At 59.4% G+C, this 14,509-nt stretch carries 11 protein-coding genes and 1 pseudogene; 8 read left to right on the top strand and 4 right to left on the bottom strand.

Features of this window, described 5'->3' with window-relative positions; translation table 11 throughout:
• Positions 1-7 precede the first annotated feature (7 nt).
• On the top strand, positions 8-1,828 hold the full coding sequence (locus tag AUK77_RS17380; RefSeq protein ID WP_296132232.1) for a diguanylate cyclase: 1,821 nt from the start codon (positions 8-10) through the stop codon (positions 1,826-1,828).
• Positions 1,829-1,877: 49 nt separating this feature from the next.
• On the opposite strand, the gene AUK77_RS17375 is transcribed toward AUK77_RS17380, so the two are convergent.
• Positions 1,878-3,296, bottom strand: a complete 1,419-nt coding sequence (locus tag AUK77_RS17375; RefSeq protein ID WP_296132229.1) for a DASH family cryptochrome — start codon at positions 3,294-3,296, stop codon at positions 1,878-1,880.
• 179 nt (positions 3,297-3,475) lie between these two features.
• On the opposite strand from AUK77_RS17375, the gene AUK77_RS17370 reads away from it, so the two are divergent.
• Entirely contained in the window at positions 3,476-4,069 is a 594-nt protein-coding gene (locus AUK77_RS17370) for a MarC family protein (RefSeq protein ID WP_296132227.1), read from the top strand.
• On the top strand, positions 4,066-4,836 hold the full coding sequence (locus AUK77_RS17365; protein ID WP_296132225.1) for an N-acetylmuramoyl-L-alanine amidase: 771 nt from the start codon (positions 4,066-4,068) through the stop codon (positions 4,834-4,836). Before AUK77_RS17370 ends, AUK77_RS17365 begins: the two co-directional genes overlap by 4 nt.
• A 38-nt stretch (positions 4,837-4,874) precedes the next feature.
• Here the strand turns inward: AUK77_RS17365 and AUK77_RS17360 are convergent, their stop codons facing one another.
• Positions 4,875-6,575, bottom strand: a complete 1,701-nt coding sequence (locus tag AUK77_RS17360) for a sulfatase-like hydrolase/transferase (RefSeq protein ID WP_296132222.1) — start codon at positions 6,573-6,575, stop codon at positions 4,875-4,877.
• A 204-nt stretch (positions 6,576-6,779) separates the two neighbouring features.
• On the opposite strand from AUK77_RS17360, the pseudogene AUK77_RS17355 reads away from it, so the two are divergent.
• The 3 genes and pseudogenes from AUK77_RS17355 to AUK77_RS17345 all read left to right on the top strand — a co-directional run.
• Positions 6,780-6,884 (top strand): annotated as a pseudogene (locus tag AUK77_RS17355) (N-acetylmuramoyl-L-alanine amidase); the annotation flags it as partial.
• Between the two features lie 72 nt (positions 6,885-6,956).
• Entirely contained in the window at positions 6,957-8,495 is a 1,539-nt protein-coding gene (locus AUK77_RS17350) for an EAL domain-containing protein (RefSeq protein WP_296132221.1), read from the top strand.
• Between the two features lie 73 nt (positions 8,496-8,568).
• A complete protein-coding gene (locus AUK77_RS17345) occupies positions 8,569-9,798 on the top strand; it encodes a spore maturation protein (RefSeq protein ID WP_296132218.1) in 1,230 nt (409 codons plus the stop codon).
• 112 nt (positions 9,799-9,910) lie between these two features.
• On the opposite strand, the gene AUK77_RS17340 is transcribed toward AUK77_RS17345, so the two are convergent.
• Positions 9,911-10,924, bottom strand: coding sequence for a DUF5924 family protein (locus AUK77_RS17340; protein WP_296132216.1), 1,014 nt, complete (start codon positions 10,922-10,924; stop codon positions 9,911-9,913).
• Between the two features lie 236 nt (positions 10,925-11,160).
• On the opposite strand from AUK77_RS17340, the gene AUK77_RS17335 reads away from it, so the two are divergent.
• The gene (locus AUK77_RS17335; RefSeq protein WP_296132213.1) at positions 11,161-12,123 is read left to right on the top strand and encodes an SDR family oxidoreductase; all 963 of its coding nucleotides are present in this window, start codon (positions 11,161-11,163) and stop codon (positions 12,121-12,123) included.
• Here the strand turns inward: AUK77_RS17335 and AUK77_RS17330 are convergent.
• A complete protein-coding gene (locus tag AUK77_RS17330) occupies positions 12,117-13,142 on the bottom strand; it encodes an AraC family transcriptional regulator (RefSeq protein ID WP_296132212.1) in 1,026 nt (341 codons plus the stop codon). The genes AUK77_RS17335 and AUK77_RS17330 overlap by 7 nt on opposite strands.
• 217 nt (positions 13,143-13,359) lie before the next feature.
• Between AUK77_RS17330 and AUK77_RS17325 the strand changes: the two genes are divergently transcribed.
• Entirely contained in the window at positions 13,360-14,331 is a 972-nt protein-coding gene (locus AUK77_RS17325; RefSeq protein WP_296132211.1) for a TAXI family TRAP transporter solute-binding subunit, read from the top strand.
• Positions 14,332-14,509 lie beyond the last annotated feature (178 nt).

Raw genomic sequence — 14,509 nt, 5'->3', positions numbered from 1 at the left:
GATGGCAATGATGAGCGATGATGTCCAGCGCTGGAAAAGCAAATACCTCGAAAGCCTGGAAGAGCAAGAGAAGCTTGAGCAACGCTGGGAGACGCGTCTGGATTTGTTGCGCCGAGGCTTGGTGCGCAGTTCGCTGGCGGCAGAAGGCAGCGACAAAGCGGTTGATCAATGCATGCAAGAGCTGCGCGACATGCTGCGCCGCGATGACATTGATGCCGGCCTCTCAGCACTGATTCCGCGGCTGGAAAAAGCCGTGCTGGATTCAGAAAAGCGCCGTCAGGAACGGGCCGACATGAATGTGGCGGGGGTCACCAACCTGACCAGCCAACTGCTCGCCCTAGAGCCGCCGCGCGAAGTACGTAAAGCCCTCAAACAATTTGCCAAACGCATCGAGCAACGCGCCAGTCAGCCGCGTGAATTACCGGCTCTGCTCAGCGAGCTCAGCAGCCTGCAACAGCAGGCCTTGGCGGCGCTGGATCCTGAGAGCAATCCGGTTCGCCCCGGTCTTTTACAGCGCTTGTTTGGCAACAAGGAGGCCGCTGAAACATCCGGTCTGCCAGAGCCAGCGGAGGAAGATGCGCAGTCGGGTGCAGCATTGGCGGCGGTTGATGTTGTAGTCGCTGAGCCGCCGATAGCTGCCGATGCACTGCCGACCCATGCGGCCCCAGACGCACTTGCAGTAAGTGTGCTGGCTGCGCCGTCAGCGCCAAGTTCCCCGGTGGATCGCGCTGCGCCGGTTAACGGCGACCCCGCCTACGCACTGCCGGAAGCCCCCGAGCCGGGATACAGCACCGCCGCCCCGCATATTGGTGAGAGCCTGCTGCGCTTGCTTGACGAGCTGGAGCTGCCCGCACGCCACCAACCGCAGGCTGAAGCGCTGCGAAGTCGCGTGCTGGAAGGGCTGAACTGGTATGAGTTGGTGGCTGTGCTGGATGACTTGGCAGTGTTGATACTCGCCGTTACTGACAGTGGCCAGCGTGAGTTCGCCAGTTACCTCAAACAGCTCAATGAGCGCCTGGAATCATTCCTGGGCAGCATCAGTGAAGCGCAAGAGGGTTACAGTGAGTCGGTCGAAAGCGCGCGCAGCTTCAACCAGGAACTGCGCGAACAGGTCAGCGGTTTACAAGCCAGTGTGCAGGATGCAGTTGATCTGCACAGCCTCAAGCAATCCCTTGAAGCGCGGCTGGATGGTTTGCTCAATACCGTCAGCGCCCATCAAAAGCAGCGTGACGGACGCGAAGCGGAAGTGGCGCAGCGCCTGCAAAGCCTGACGCAGAAAGTCGCCGAAATGGAGCAGGAGGCGCAGGGCTTCCGCGACCACCTCGAAGAGCAGCGGCAGAAGGCGTTGATTGATCCGCTCACCGGCCTGGCCAACCGAGCGGGTTGGAGCGAGCGTCTGGAATTGGAAATGGCGCGCTGGAAGCGTTATGGCGGTGAACTGGCACTGGCGGTGCTAGACATCGATCACTTCAAGCGCATCAATGATGGGTACGGCCACCTGGCGGGCGACAAGGTTTTAAAGATCATCGCTGGAGAGTTGGCCAAACGTTTGCGCAAGACCGACTTCATTGCCCGTTTTGGTGGCGAAGAGTTTGTGTTGCTCATCCCGTCCACACCACTCAACGGTGCACAGCAATTGCTACAGACCCTGCTGGATGGGGTTGAGCAGTGCCCGTTCCATTTCCGTGGCGAGCGCGTGACCATCACCCTGTCGGCAGGCCTTACGGCTTTTGCCAATGCCGAAAGCAGCGAGCAGGTATTCGAGCGCGCCGACCAAGCCCTGTATCGAGCCAAAAGCGGCGGGCGCAACCGAGTTGAGTTGGGCTAAGCACCGGGGTGTTGCTGTGCAACAGGCTGCGCCGCACTCACGCCGAGCATCACGCGACTTGATGCAGGTAAGGTTTCCAACTCTCTGGTATGCGCGTGAGCTGCGGGTAGCCCAACGTGCGCAGATGGCCGCCTGCCAACAAAAATGGGGTGTGCCGCAACGCTTGGGGCACGTCGCGTAACTCGGGTAGCCACAACGTCACGTACTGCGCGTCTGGGTCGTAGGTGCGTGCCTGACGCAGGGCATTGAACACGCGGTTCTGCCGAGGGTCGTTGCCCACCCCAGCCAGGTAAGCCCAGTTACCCCAGTTGCTGGCGGGGTCGTAGTCAATCAAGTGTTCTTCAAACCATGCAGCGCCATGACGCCAGTCTTGCTGCAAGTCGTTGATCAAATAACTCGCGACTACTTGCCGGCCACGGTTGGACATAAAGCCTGTGGCAGCCAGCTCACGCATGTTGGCGTCTACCAGTGGCATGCCGGTTTGCCCGCGTGTCCAATCTTTAAAGCGCCGGTCAAGTCGGTTCGACGCGTTCTCGGTGGCCTTCAATCCGCCTGCCTTGAACAGGGCGCTGCCGTGGCGCATGAGCGTCCAGCGAAAGAAATCCCGCCAAAGCATTTCAACCCACAGCCAGTAGGTCGAATCATTTCGCGCGTGCTGCGCTTCATAGCGGCGTAACTCGCTGATCACTCTTCGCGCAGAGAGGCTGCCGTTGGCCAACCAAGGCGAAAATTTAGAGGAGTACTCGCTGCCGATCATGCCGTTGCGGGTTTCTTTGTAGTGCCGCACGCCTTGGCTTTGCCAAAGGTAATCACGCAGCCTGGCGAGGGCGGCCGGTTCGCCACCGGAGAAAGGAAAGGCACTGGCGGCCACACTCAACGGCTCACCCAAACCCAGTTGTGAAAGGGTTGGTAGTGGCTGGATTAGCGCGTGTGCGCCCTCGGGTAAGGCCGGTAATTTAGCTGGCGCTGACTGAGGTTGGAACACATGCAGACGGTCTTCAACCAGACTGCGAAAGCGACTGAACACATGGGGCATTTGCTCGACCGTACAGGGCAGTTCCTCGCGGCGCAGCAGGTTATTGGCCGGTGCCTGTTGCACCGCAATGTTGCCCAGGCGACGCGCCACTCGAGCCAACTCGGCGCGTTCGTCGGGGGCCATTTCCTCCAGAGTCAGCACCTGATCAAGATTGAACTGACTGACCAGCTTGGGGATGACCTCATCGGCGGCGCCCATCAGCACCAGCAGGTTCGAGCCGCGCTGGCGCAGTTCGCCGCCCAGCGCTGCCAGGCTCTCCAGCAAAAAACGCGCACGGTGCACGCCCATACGACGCATGCCGAAGTCATTGAGCTGAAGTAACTGCGGGTCGAGCACATAGACGGGCAGCAGGCACTCGGCCTTTAGGCCGGCTTGCAGGTCGGGGTGGTCATCGAGACGAAGATCCTGCTTGAACCACAGCATGGCGCGCATGGTGTTGGACTCCGAAGTAGCACAGGTGTTGTACATAATTCCTATTTTGTACAAGAAACAGTTTAGCAGTCTCGTTCCAACCCTGCCCAGTCTCTCGACCAGCGTGGCTTTTACGCCGAATCAACGGCGTTTTCTGCCGTCGGAGGCACTAAACTTTGCCGACCTGTTAGGAGTGCTTCATGGAAATATTCGGCATCGCTGCATTGATCTTTTTGGTCACCGACCCCTTTGGCAACATCGCCATCTTTATCGCCGCCCTGAAAAACGTGGAGGCCAAACGTCGCTTATGGATCGCCGCACGCGAACTGTTGTTTGCCCTGGCTTTGTTGCTGCTGTTTCTCACCTTTGGCGATAAAGTGCTCAGCGCCCTGGGCTTGTCGCGTGAAGCCACGGCGATTGCCGGCGGTATCATCTTGTTTGTGATCGCTATGCGCCTGATCTTTCCCGGCCCGCAAGGCGTCTTGGGGGATGTGCCAGATGGCGAGCCCATGCTGGTGCCGTTGGCGACTCCGGCAGTGGCCGGGCCTTCTGCGCTGGCGGTGTTGATGACCCTGCGCAACACCCACGACGGGCCACTTTGGGAACTTTATGCCGCCGTGCTGCTGGCCTGGGCGGCGACGGCATTTATTCTGTTGCAGGCGTCGTTTCTGCAACGTTTTCTCGGACCCCGCGGACTGACCGCAGTGGAGCGATTGATGGGCATGTTGTTGATCATGCTCAGCGTCGACATGCTGTTGGACAACCTGCAAAGCGTGTTGCATATCAGCCCATGAGAATGATTTTCCTAAGTGTCCTGTTGCTGTTGGCCGGTTGCAGCCAGGGTTTACGTATCGACGAGCGTTACACGGCCACTGGGCAAAACAGCCGGGTGCAGTACATCGTGCTGCACTACACCTCTGCCGACCTGGCCCGCTCGCTGCAATTGCTCACCGAAACCGAGGTGAGCAGCCATTACCTGATCGGTGATAGCCCCGCGACTATCTACCGTCTGGTGGATGAAAACCGCCGCGCCTGGCATGCCGGCAACAGCCAATGGCAAGGTCGCACCTGGCTCAACGGCACCACCATCGGCATTGAGTTGGTCAATCAAGGCTTCTTCGACACTCCCAACGGGCGTTACTGGCAGCCCTTCGCCCCGGCGCAGATCGACGCCTTGATTCCGTTGCTGCAAGACATCGTGCGGCGGCACAACCTGCCCATCGACAGCATCATTGCCCACAGTGACATCGCCCCGCAGCGCAAGGTCGATCCGGGGCCGCTGTTCCCCTGGCAGCGCTTGGCTGAGGCCGGCCTGATTCGCTGGCCCGATGCCGCCGAAGTGGCGCGTTTGCAAGCGGTCTACGCCCAGCAGTTGCCAGACCTGCGCTGGTTCCAGCAGCGTCTGGCTCAGGTCGGGTTAGAGGTGGCGCAAGATGGCCTCTACAGCGAGGCGACGCGCAATGTTCTGGCTGCCTTCCAAATGAAATACCGGCCGGCCAATTACAGCGGTCAGGCGGATGCTGAAACGGCCGCGCTGCTGGCCTGGCTGACGGCGAAGTGATCGGGTGAACGCTACAGGATTACTTCAGCCAGCAGCCTTTATTGTGAAGTTTCATTGAGTTTCTTTAGCCAGCGACTGACCAGTACAGGCTCTTCGTAGTTTAAACCGTCGGGTGTTTCAAGCACGCGCTTAATCATGTTGTCACCAAACAACTGTTTGCCTTGAATGAAATGCTCCCCGGCCAGTTTATTAGGGTTTTGTATTTCCCATCCGAGTCGCTCTGCAATCCACACCGCCGCTTCATAATGACTTACCCAGTGTTGGGTGGTCAGGCCCTCCAGGCTCTTTTCATCCGCTTCACGCGCGATGACCAATAAGGGGACTTCAGCAACTTGAGGCACTAAATCATTATGCCCCCAGCGGCCGTTTTCACCCAATAACTGTCCATGATCGCCAGTGATGATCAGGTAGCGTTCACCTTCAAGTTGATCGAACTGAGTAATGATCTCAGCCAGTACATCATCCAAGTAGCTGACCGCGTTATCGTAGGCATTCGCTTTGCGTTGTTCGCGCGGCAGGTCGGAATCCGTGGGCCATGTATTTAGCGCTTCGGTGTGCTGGTCATAGTTTTCTTCGTAAGGCAGATGGGCCGTACGCAAGTTAAGGGTCACAAAATTACGCGCGCCCCATTCTTGTTTGGCTAGTAAGTCAACCAGGGCATGATCATGGCGTTTTAGGAACAATAAAGGATGGTCTTCACGTGTAATTGAAACATCCAAATGGTTGCTACCCAGATGACTCAGCAGTTTTGATTCCTGAGAGGAAATCCAATGTGTTTTGAATCCGCTCTGGCGAGCCAAAGCAAAAAGATTGTGCGGCTGTGAACGCAGCAGGTCCGTTTGGCCGGGCTCGCGAATAACGTTGAGTAAATTGGGCAGGCTAACAGCCGTGGACACACCCGCGGCAATGCCGGGGCGTGCAATGAGCTCGCCCTGATTGGCAAGGCGACTTAAATTGGGTGTGTTATTGCGAGCGTAACCCATCACCCCTAGCCGATCAGTTCTCAGTGAGTCAGCCACCACCAGCCAAACATGCTGCGCATGAGTTGTTTTAGGCAGCGTTTTGTAGGGCGCAAATGGCGCTGGCGGCAGTGTTTCAGCCGGGCGAAAGGCGAGACGAACCCCATAATAAGCAAACGCATTAAAGCTATTGTGCAGGCCGCTGCGAGTGGGGCCTGGCATAAAAGAGGTGAGATCCCTGTATGTGGCTCTGTAGGGTTTTGAGCCCAATACCAAAATGATGATAATCAATGCCCAGCGACTTCTGGGTATATCGACTTTTGACGGTATGGCAATGTGTAAATAAATCAGCAGGCTGTAGGGCAGTAACACGCTGGGTAGCACATGCCAATGGTCAGAAAAGCTGTGTAATGTAGTTTCTCTAACTTCCGCGAAGTCGACAAAGAAACTTGTAATGTCCGGGGCGGAAAGAGGCTCGCCAAAGAATGAGACATGACTTAACTGCATCAGTTGCATACTGGCCAATAAAATCAGTATGCCCGTTACCAGGCGTGGCATCGCAACCAGCCAAAGCGACAAACTAAATAACCAGACGACGAAGACGAATTCCAGTTCCAGTTCAGCCTGATTATTGTCAGTAAAGATTTTCTGTATAAAGTCATCGGCCATGAGTAATAAACAGCTGATGACGCTTAACGTCAGCAATCTTATAAGTCTTTGGCGAAATGAACCTTTGTCGTGTGATGTGTTGGGGGCCAAGTCGTTTAGGCGGATTGACATGTCAGGGGGTCCTATTTTGATCCGCGAATCCTACAATGTGGCAATGCGGAAATAACATCTGCGCGATGTAAGCCATTATTTCTGTGCGTCAACCTCTTCAGAATCGTTTTCATTTGAGTTTTAGATTCAATAGCGTGTGACGAGTATTTGCCTGGGCAGTTTCTGGATGAGGTGACGCAGGATGGTCAAAACAGCGAAGCAGCGCGTAATGTGTTGGCGGCCTTCCAGATGAAATATCGACCAACCAACTACAACGGTCAGGCAGATGCCGAAACGGCCGCGCTACTGGCTTGGCTGACGGCAAACTGACCCACAACAAGGGACGCAAACATGGCACACTAGGGATCAGGTTGGGTAAAGCGGTTTTATCGACCACAGCCGATGGGCTGGTTGTTTGCCTTGCTCAGTGCGGCCTTGTTGCTGTGGATGGCCTGGCATGTGGGGGGGTGGCAAGCGCGTGAGGCCGAGCGCGGTGCGTTGCAGGTGCTGCATGACCGGGCACTGGAGCGCAGTCAGCACTTTTACAACGAACTCTATCGCCAACTGCAGGCCTTTGACGGCGTTGCGGCGCAAGGCTGCAGCGCCGCTCAGCGCGCGGTGCTGGATGATGTGCGGCGCCCTCTGCTGTATGTGCGTGAAATCGGTTATCGCCTGCCCGATGGCGCTGCCTGTGGCTCGGGGCCTTTGCCCAGTCGCGCCGAACTGAGTCAGTACCAGCACTGGTTGTTTGATGGCGTGGAGTTGTGGTGGTCACCCAGCCAGCTGAACAATGCCGAGCTGCCATCATTACTGCTGGAGCATAACGGCTACCTGTTGGCGTCCAGCCTCACCTACCTGCGCGATCAACTGTCCATGCCGGCCGGGATCGAGGTGCAGGTGGTCGGGCCCAAGGCCGAGCAGGTGCTGGACTTTGTCGGCGGCTCCACCCGTCCGACGGATGAGCAGCGACGCGTGATTGCTGCGCCGCAGCATTTGCTGATTGGCGCTGAGCGGGTTTACCTGACCGGTTCCGGCGACAGCCATGGCATGCGCTTGATTGTCAGTGCCGAGGGCCATCGTCTGCAGGCTTTGCTGTGGCGTTACCGTGGGCTGTGGGCAGGTGTGGCACTGGTGCTGGCCGGTCTGTTGGGGCGCATGGTGGCGTTGCAGCTGCGCCGTGATCAATCGTTGGAGCGCGCCCTGCAAATGGCGTTACGCCGTGGTGAGCTGGAAGTCGACTACCAGCCGCTGGTGGACCTGCAAAGCCGCCGCTGCGTGGGTGCCGAAGCGTTGGTGCGTTGGCGGCGCGCCGATGGTCAGCGAGTACGGCCGGATCTGTTTATTCCACAGGCCGAAGACAGTGGGCAGATATGCGCGATTACCCGGCGCGTGATCGAGTTGGTGCTGCACGAGCAGGCCGCGTTACTGCGTGACCACCCGCAGCTGTACATCTCCGTTAACCTGGCGGCCGCCGACATCAGTGGCAGCGCCTTCGTTGCTCACGCTCAGCAGTTGCTCGCCGAGTGCGGTGTGCCGGCGCAGCAGTTGCTCTACGAGGTGACGGAGCGCGGCCTGGTGGACGTGCAACTGGCCAGCAGCTTGCTGCAAGCCCAACGCGACAGCGGTCACCGGATAGCCATTGATGACTTTGGCACGGGCTACTCCAGCCTGTCTTACTTGCAGGCGTTGCCGGTGGATGTGCTGAAAATCGATAAAAGCTTCGTCGATACCCTCGGCTCCGATGCCGCCAGCAGCCCGGTGGCTCCACATATCATCCAGATGGCCCGTGCGCTGGGCCTCAAGGTGATTGCTGAAGGCATTGAGCACGAGGCACAGGCGCAGTTGTTGCTGAGCCTCGGCGCACACGTTGGCCAGGGCTGGTTGTTTTCCAAGGCACTGGATGCCGCTGCTTTTCGCGCGTTTGTGGCCGCGCACAGCTGATGTGTGCCAGCTCCGTCTGTCTTTCGTCGGTGAGCTGGGTATGATCGCTGCCTGAATGAGGAAGGACGCGCAGATGCTTAATTGGCTATGGCTGGGATTTTTTGTGGTGGCGGCGATTGCCGGGTTTTCGCGCTGGTTATTGGGCGATGATCCGGCGGTGTTTGGCGCTATGGTTGAAAGCCTGTTTGCCATGGCCAAGTTGTCGGTGGAGGTCATGGTGTTGCTGTTCGGCACATTGACGCTCTGGCTGGGCTTGCTGCGTATTGCCGAAAAAGCCGGGATGGTTGACGCCTTGGCCCGACTGCTTGGCCCGCTGTTTGCGCGGCTGATGCCGGAGGTGCCGCGAGGTCATCCGGCCTTAGGCTTGATCACCATGAACTTCGCTGCCAATGGGCTGGGGCTGGATAACGCGGCAACGCCAATTGGCCTGAAAGCCATGCGGGCGCTGCAAACGCTCAATCCCAGCAGTACGACGGCGAGTAATGCACAAATTTTGTTTCTGGTACTCAACGCCTCTTCGCTGACGTTGTTGCCGGTGACCATCTTTATGTACCGCGCTCAGCAAGGCGCGCCCGACCCGACCTTGGTTTTTCTACCCATTTTGTTGGCGACCAGTGCTTCGACGCTGGTTGGTTTGCTGTCGGTGGCATTGATGCAGCGGTTGCGATTATGGGATCCGGTGGTGCTGGCCTATTTGATTCCAGGCGCATTGCTGCTCGGTAGCTTTATGGCGCTGCTCGGGACGATGTCGGCAACGGCGCTGGCATCGCTGTCGTCGCTGACCGGCAACCTCACGTTGTTTGGCATCGTGTTGTCGTTTCTGCTGGTTGGCGCGCTGCGAAAAGTGGCGGTGTACGAGGAGTTTATTGAAGGCGCCAAGGAAGGCTTCGACGTAGCCAAGAGCCTGCTGCCCTATCTGGTGGCCATGCTTTGTGCGATTGGCATGTTGCGCGCGTCCGGCGCGCTTGAGTTTGCGCTGGATGGGATTCGCTGGCTGGTGGAGGCTATCGGCTGGGACACGCGTTTTGTCGAGGCCCTGCCCACGGCATTGGTCAAACCGTTCTCGGGCAGCGCGGCGCGCGCCATGTTAATTGAAACCATGCAAACCCACGGCGTCGACAGCTTTGCCGCCTTGGCTGCCGCGACCATTCAGGGCAGCACTGAAACCACGTTCTACGTTTTGGCTGTGTATTTCGGCGCTGTAGGCATCCAGCGCGTAAGGCATGCCGTGGGGTGTGCGTTGTTGGCAGAACTTGCCGGCGTGGTGGCGGCGATTTTGGTCTGCTACTGGTTCTTTGGCTAAGTGCTCGGCCACGATCGGCTGTGCAATAAGCCGTAGGTTGGTGTTAAGCGCAGCAGGGCGCTTATAGAAGCATTGGGCTTCGTCGCTTTGCTTCTCAACGCCCGCCTACCCGTTACTCCACTACTTTAAAGCGCAGCACACCAATCATTTGCCCGGCTTCGGTCAGCACCTGCACATCCCAGCGGCCCACGGCGGTTTCGGGGAAGTTTTGTTTATACGTCCAGGCGCGATAACCCTTTTTGCGGCCGCCGTGAATGTCCACGGCAATGCGGTCAATCACGTGGCCATTGTGCCGCCAGACGTGATAAATCCGCTCGTTAAGCCCACGCGGCGCATTGATCGCGGTGTAGGCAAACAGCCCCTCTTGGCGTAACTGCGCGAGGCTCAATTGCTTGATGCTGGCGCCCGGCGCGCGCTTGCGGCTGTCCAATTGGCTCACCACGGCGGCCTCTGTCAGCCACAGCGTGGCCGGCGGCACCCAGGTGCGCGCCAGCCAGCCGCCTGCGCCGAGGGCCAGGGTCAGGCCGATCAGCAGCATCCCGCGCCACCAGCGGCGTACCGTGATGATTGAGAACAGCGATGGAAACGACAGCAGCACTGCCGTGCCGAGGGCCAGCGGATAGCTCTGCGCCGTGGTCAGTTTGAAGATGATCGGCAGCGCCGTCAGCAGCACAGCGAACAGGGCCAGGGTGTGAAAAGCCAGAAACAGCCAGCGCTTGGGAGCCAGCCAGCGGTAGTACAGCGGGTCGGTGATGGAGATCAGCGCTGCCGCCGCCAGCAAGCCGCTGAACAGCAACTGGCCACTGTTCCATGTGGTGGTGATAAAGAAGAACGGCACCACGAAGAACAGGCTCTCCTGGTGGATCATCTGCGTGGCGAAGCGCAGCACGGGCGGTGGCAATTCGAAACCGAAGCGCTTGGCGATGCGTTCACGCAGGATGTTTTCCAGAATCAGCCACAACCAGCTGACCAGCATCACCAACGCCAGCACCCGTGCCAGCTCGGCTTGGCGTTCCACCAGCAGAAAGCTCGCCACGCCCGATACAAAGCCAAAGAGCGCCACCAAGTGAGGGTGGCGCTGGATCAACGCAATCAGCGTTAACAGCAGGTGTTTCATCAGGGGCATAGGCTCAACTCGGCACAAAACACGCACGGCACGGCGGGGTGGGGCGGGGCGCACAGCGGGCGCAGAGCATACCGTGTCGGGCGACGCTTGGCCTGTGCCTGTCGTCTTTGGTCATGCCTGTTGGCCCGCCTTGCCACTGCCGCGCCCTGCCGCTGCGGATAGCCTGCAATGGGTTATCACAGTCGTTGTAAGCGCAGCCCGCGCGCCATGGGGCCGGGGTGTGTCGGGAGAGGTGGATGCGTATCTTGATCACAGGGGCGGCCGGTTATATTGGCCAGCAACTGCTTAACCAGTTGGCGATCCAGCATCCGTTGTGGACGCTGATTGCCGCTGATATTCGCCCGCAGAACCGTGCGGGTATGAAGCCTAATATCGAGCCGGTGCTGCTCGACATCAGCCAGCCGGCGGCCGTGGAACGCTGCGTGGCCGCCTGCCAGCCGCAGGCCATTGTGCACCTTGCCTCGGTGGTCACGCCGCCGCCGGGGATGAGTGAGGCGCAGATGCATGCCATCGATGTGGGCGGCACGCAGGCGATCATTCGCGCCGCTGTGGCCCACGGCGTCGAGCAACTCATCGTGACCAGCTCCGGCGCGGCCTATGGCTACGACCCGCAGAATGCCGAGTGGCTGGATGAAGACCAGCCCTTGCGCGGCCATGCGCACTTTGCCTACGCCAAGCACAAGCGCGAGGCAGAAATGCTGCTGGCCGAGGCACGCGTGCAGCACCCACAACTCAAACAACTGGTGCTGCGCCCCGGCACCGTCCTCGGCCGGCAGGTGAATAATCAGATCACCGAGTTGTTCAAAAAGCGCGCCGTGCTGGGCATTCGCGGCAGTGACAGTCGCTTCGTGTTTATCTGGGATCAGGACGTGGTGGACATCATCTGCCATGGCCTGCGCACCGGCCGGGCCGGCATCTTCAATCTGGCAGGCGATGGCGCGTTGACGCTCAGGGAAATCGCCGAGTTGCTCGACAAGCCTTACCGCCCGCTGCCGGCTGGGTTGATTCGCACAGCGCTGCGTGTCCTCAAGCCTCTGGGCCTGAGCCCCTACGGCCCGGAACAGGTGGATTTTCTGCGCTATCGCCCGGTGCTGAGCAATCGCCGCCTGAAACACGACTTCGGCTTCAGCCCGCGCTACAGCTCGCGCGAGGCGTTCCTGGCGTTTTTACGGGCGCAGGGCTTGTCGACGCGTTACTGAACCTTGCGTTGAGCGCGGTATTCCCCCGGCGTAAGCCCCGTCCATTGGCGAAACGCGCGAAAGAACACGCTGGGTTCTGAGTAGCCGAGCAACAGGGCGATCTCGGCGGCGGGCAGGTCGCTGCTGCTCAGGTGGTGTTCGGCCAATTGCTGGCGCGTGTCGTTGAGCAGTTGTTGGTAGTGGCTACCTTCATCGGCCAGACGCCGTTGCAGGGTGCGTTCACTCAGGTTCAGCTGGCGCGCCAATTGACTGCGATCCGGTTCGCCACGGGTCAGTTGTTCGCCGAGCAGGGCCACCACCCGCGCACTCAAACCCGCACGCGGCAGGCGCGCGAGCAGTGCTTCGGCATGTTGGCGCAGCAGGTGTTGCAGGGGCGGATTGGCCTGGATCAACGCGGCGTTGGTCAGGCTGCGCGGCAGGACGATGCCGTAATCCTCGGCGGCAAATTGCAGCGGGCAGGCGAAGGTGGCGTGGTAGCTGTCCAGCGTGTGCGGCTGGGGGTGAGCAAACTGCGCGCGTAGCAGCTGCCAGGTGTCCAGCAGCGGATGAAACATCTGTACCCAACAGGCCATCAGCGCCAACACGCGCGTGCGCGTGGCCGGCAGTTCGGGATGCAGCGGGCGATAGAGCAGGTGCAGTTCGTCGCCGTGTTCATGCAGGTGCACTTCGCCGCCTTCACCCACTAACCGTTGATAGCGCAGCCCGGCCGCCAGTGCATCGCCCAGGGTCGGGCTGCTTTGCAGCAAATAGCCCAACACACTGAACGGCCCCGGCGCGAGGTTACGGCCCAAGGCCAGGCCGGGTTCGTCGCATTCGATACGGCTGAGCTGATCCCACAGTTGCTCTTGCGTGGTGAAGGGCACGCGGGCATCGGGGTCGCTGAGTTGGCTGTCGTGCAGCGCACAGGCTTGCATCAGCGCGCTGCGTTCAACGCCCAGACGACTGGCGGCATGCAGCACCGCCAAGGTGAGGCTGGCGCCGACGGAGGTGTTCGGGGTATCGCGAGTGGATTTAGCCATGCCCGGATTCTGCCCAAAGCTGTGGCCTGGCGGTAGGGTTAAGGCGTCTAGGCTTGGTTGCAATGAATAAGCCGGCTCTCGGGCCCGTTAATACTTGGTTACCGGGCGGCGCGGATTACCCCGTGCATCCTGCGGCCAAGCGGTTAGACTCTCGCTCTGCCGTTTGCACTCAAAAGGTGCGTGCGGTTCAACAATAAACAGAAAAAGGAGAACTCCCATGAAAGGTAAATCCCTGGCATGGGCCCTGTCCGCTGCACTCGCAGGCATGACCTTGAGCAGCGCCGTACAGGCCGAAGAGAAATTCGTCACCATCGGCACCGGTGGCCAAACTGGCGTTTATTACGTCGCCGGTCAGTCGATCTGCCGCTTCCTTAACCGTGGTGCAGCTGACCACGGCATCAAGTGCAACGCCCCGCCCAGCGGTGGCGGCGTGGCCAACGTTACCGGTATCCGCAGTGGCGAATTCAACTTCGGCATCATGCAGTCGGATCATCAGTTCAAGGCGATGAAAGGCGTGGCGCCGTTCGAGAAAGAAGGTGCCATGGAGGACATCCGTGCGGTGTTCTCGCTGCAGAGTGAGGTGTTCACCATCCTCGCCCGTCGTGATGCCAACATCGCCAGCTTCGATGACCTCAAAGGCAAGCGCGTCAACATCGGCAACCCCGGTTCCGGCCAGCGCGACACCCTGGAAGAAATCATGCAGGTCAAAGGCTGGGACCGCTCCGCGTTTGCCTTGGCTGCCGAATTGAAGCCGGCTGAGCAGGCTTCGGCGCTGGGCGACAACAACATCGACGCGATGACCTACTTCGTTGGCCACCCTAACGGTGCGATCCAGGAAGCCACCACCACCACCGACGCCGTTCTGGTGCCAGTGGCCGGTGCTGAAATCGACAAGCTGCTGGCTGCCAAGAGCTACTACACCAAGGCCGACATTCCAGGCGGTCTGTACAAGGGCAACGACGCACCGATCCCGTCGATTGGCGGCAAAGCCGTGCTGTCCACGTCGGCCAACGCCAGCCCGGAGATGGTCTACCAGCTGGTTAAGTCGGTGTTCGACAACATTGATCGCTTCAAGCGTCTGCACCCTGCATTTGCCGACCTCAAAGAAGCCGACATGATCAAAGTCGGCCTTAGCGCAGAGCTGCACGAAGGTGCCGTGCGTTATTACAAAGAGCGCGGCTGGATGTAAGCCTTTGTGAAGCCCGGATAAGCGCCCGCGCAATCCGGGACCGCGTTACCCGGATTGTGCCTAGGCTCATGCGTGCTACGTGACTGCCCGTGTAAACAGGCCAGCGTCTCCAGATAGCCAACCCGCAGCTGCAAGGCTGCGGGTTTTGCCGTTTTCCGTACTCTCGAATGCAGATTCA

This window comes from Pseudomonas sp. Ga0074129, from assembly GCA_001465025.1.
Taxonomy (GTDB): domain Bacteria; phylum Pseudomonadota; class Gammaproteobacteria; order Pseudomonadales; family Pseudomonadaceae; genus Aquipseudomonas.
Note: the sequence above shows the minus strand (reverse complement) of the source record. Positions and strands in the feature narration are given on the sequence as shown.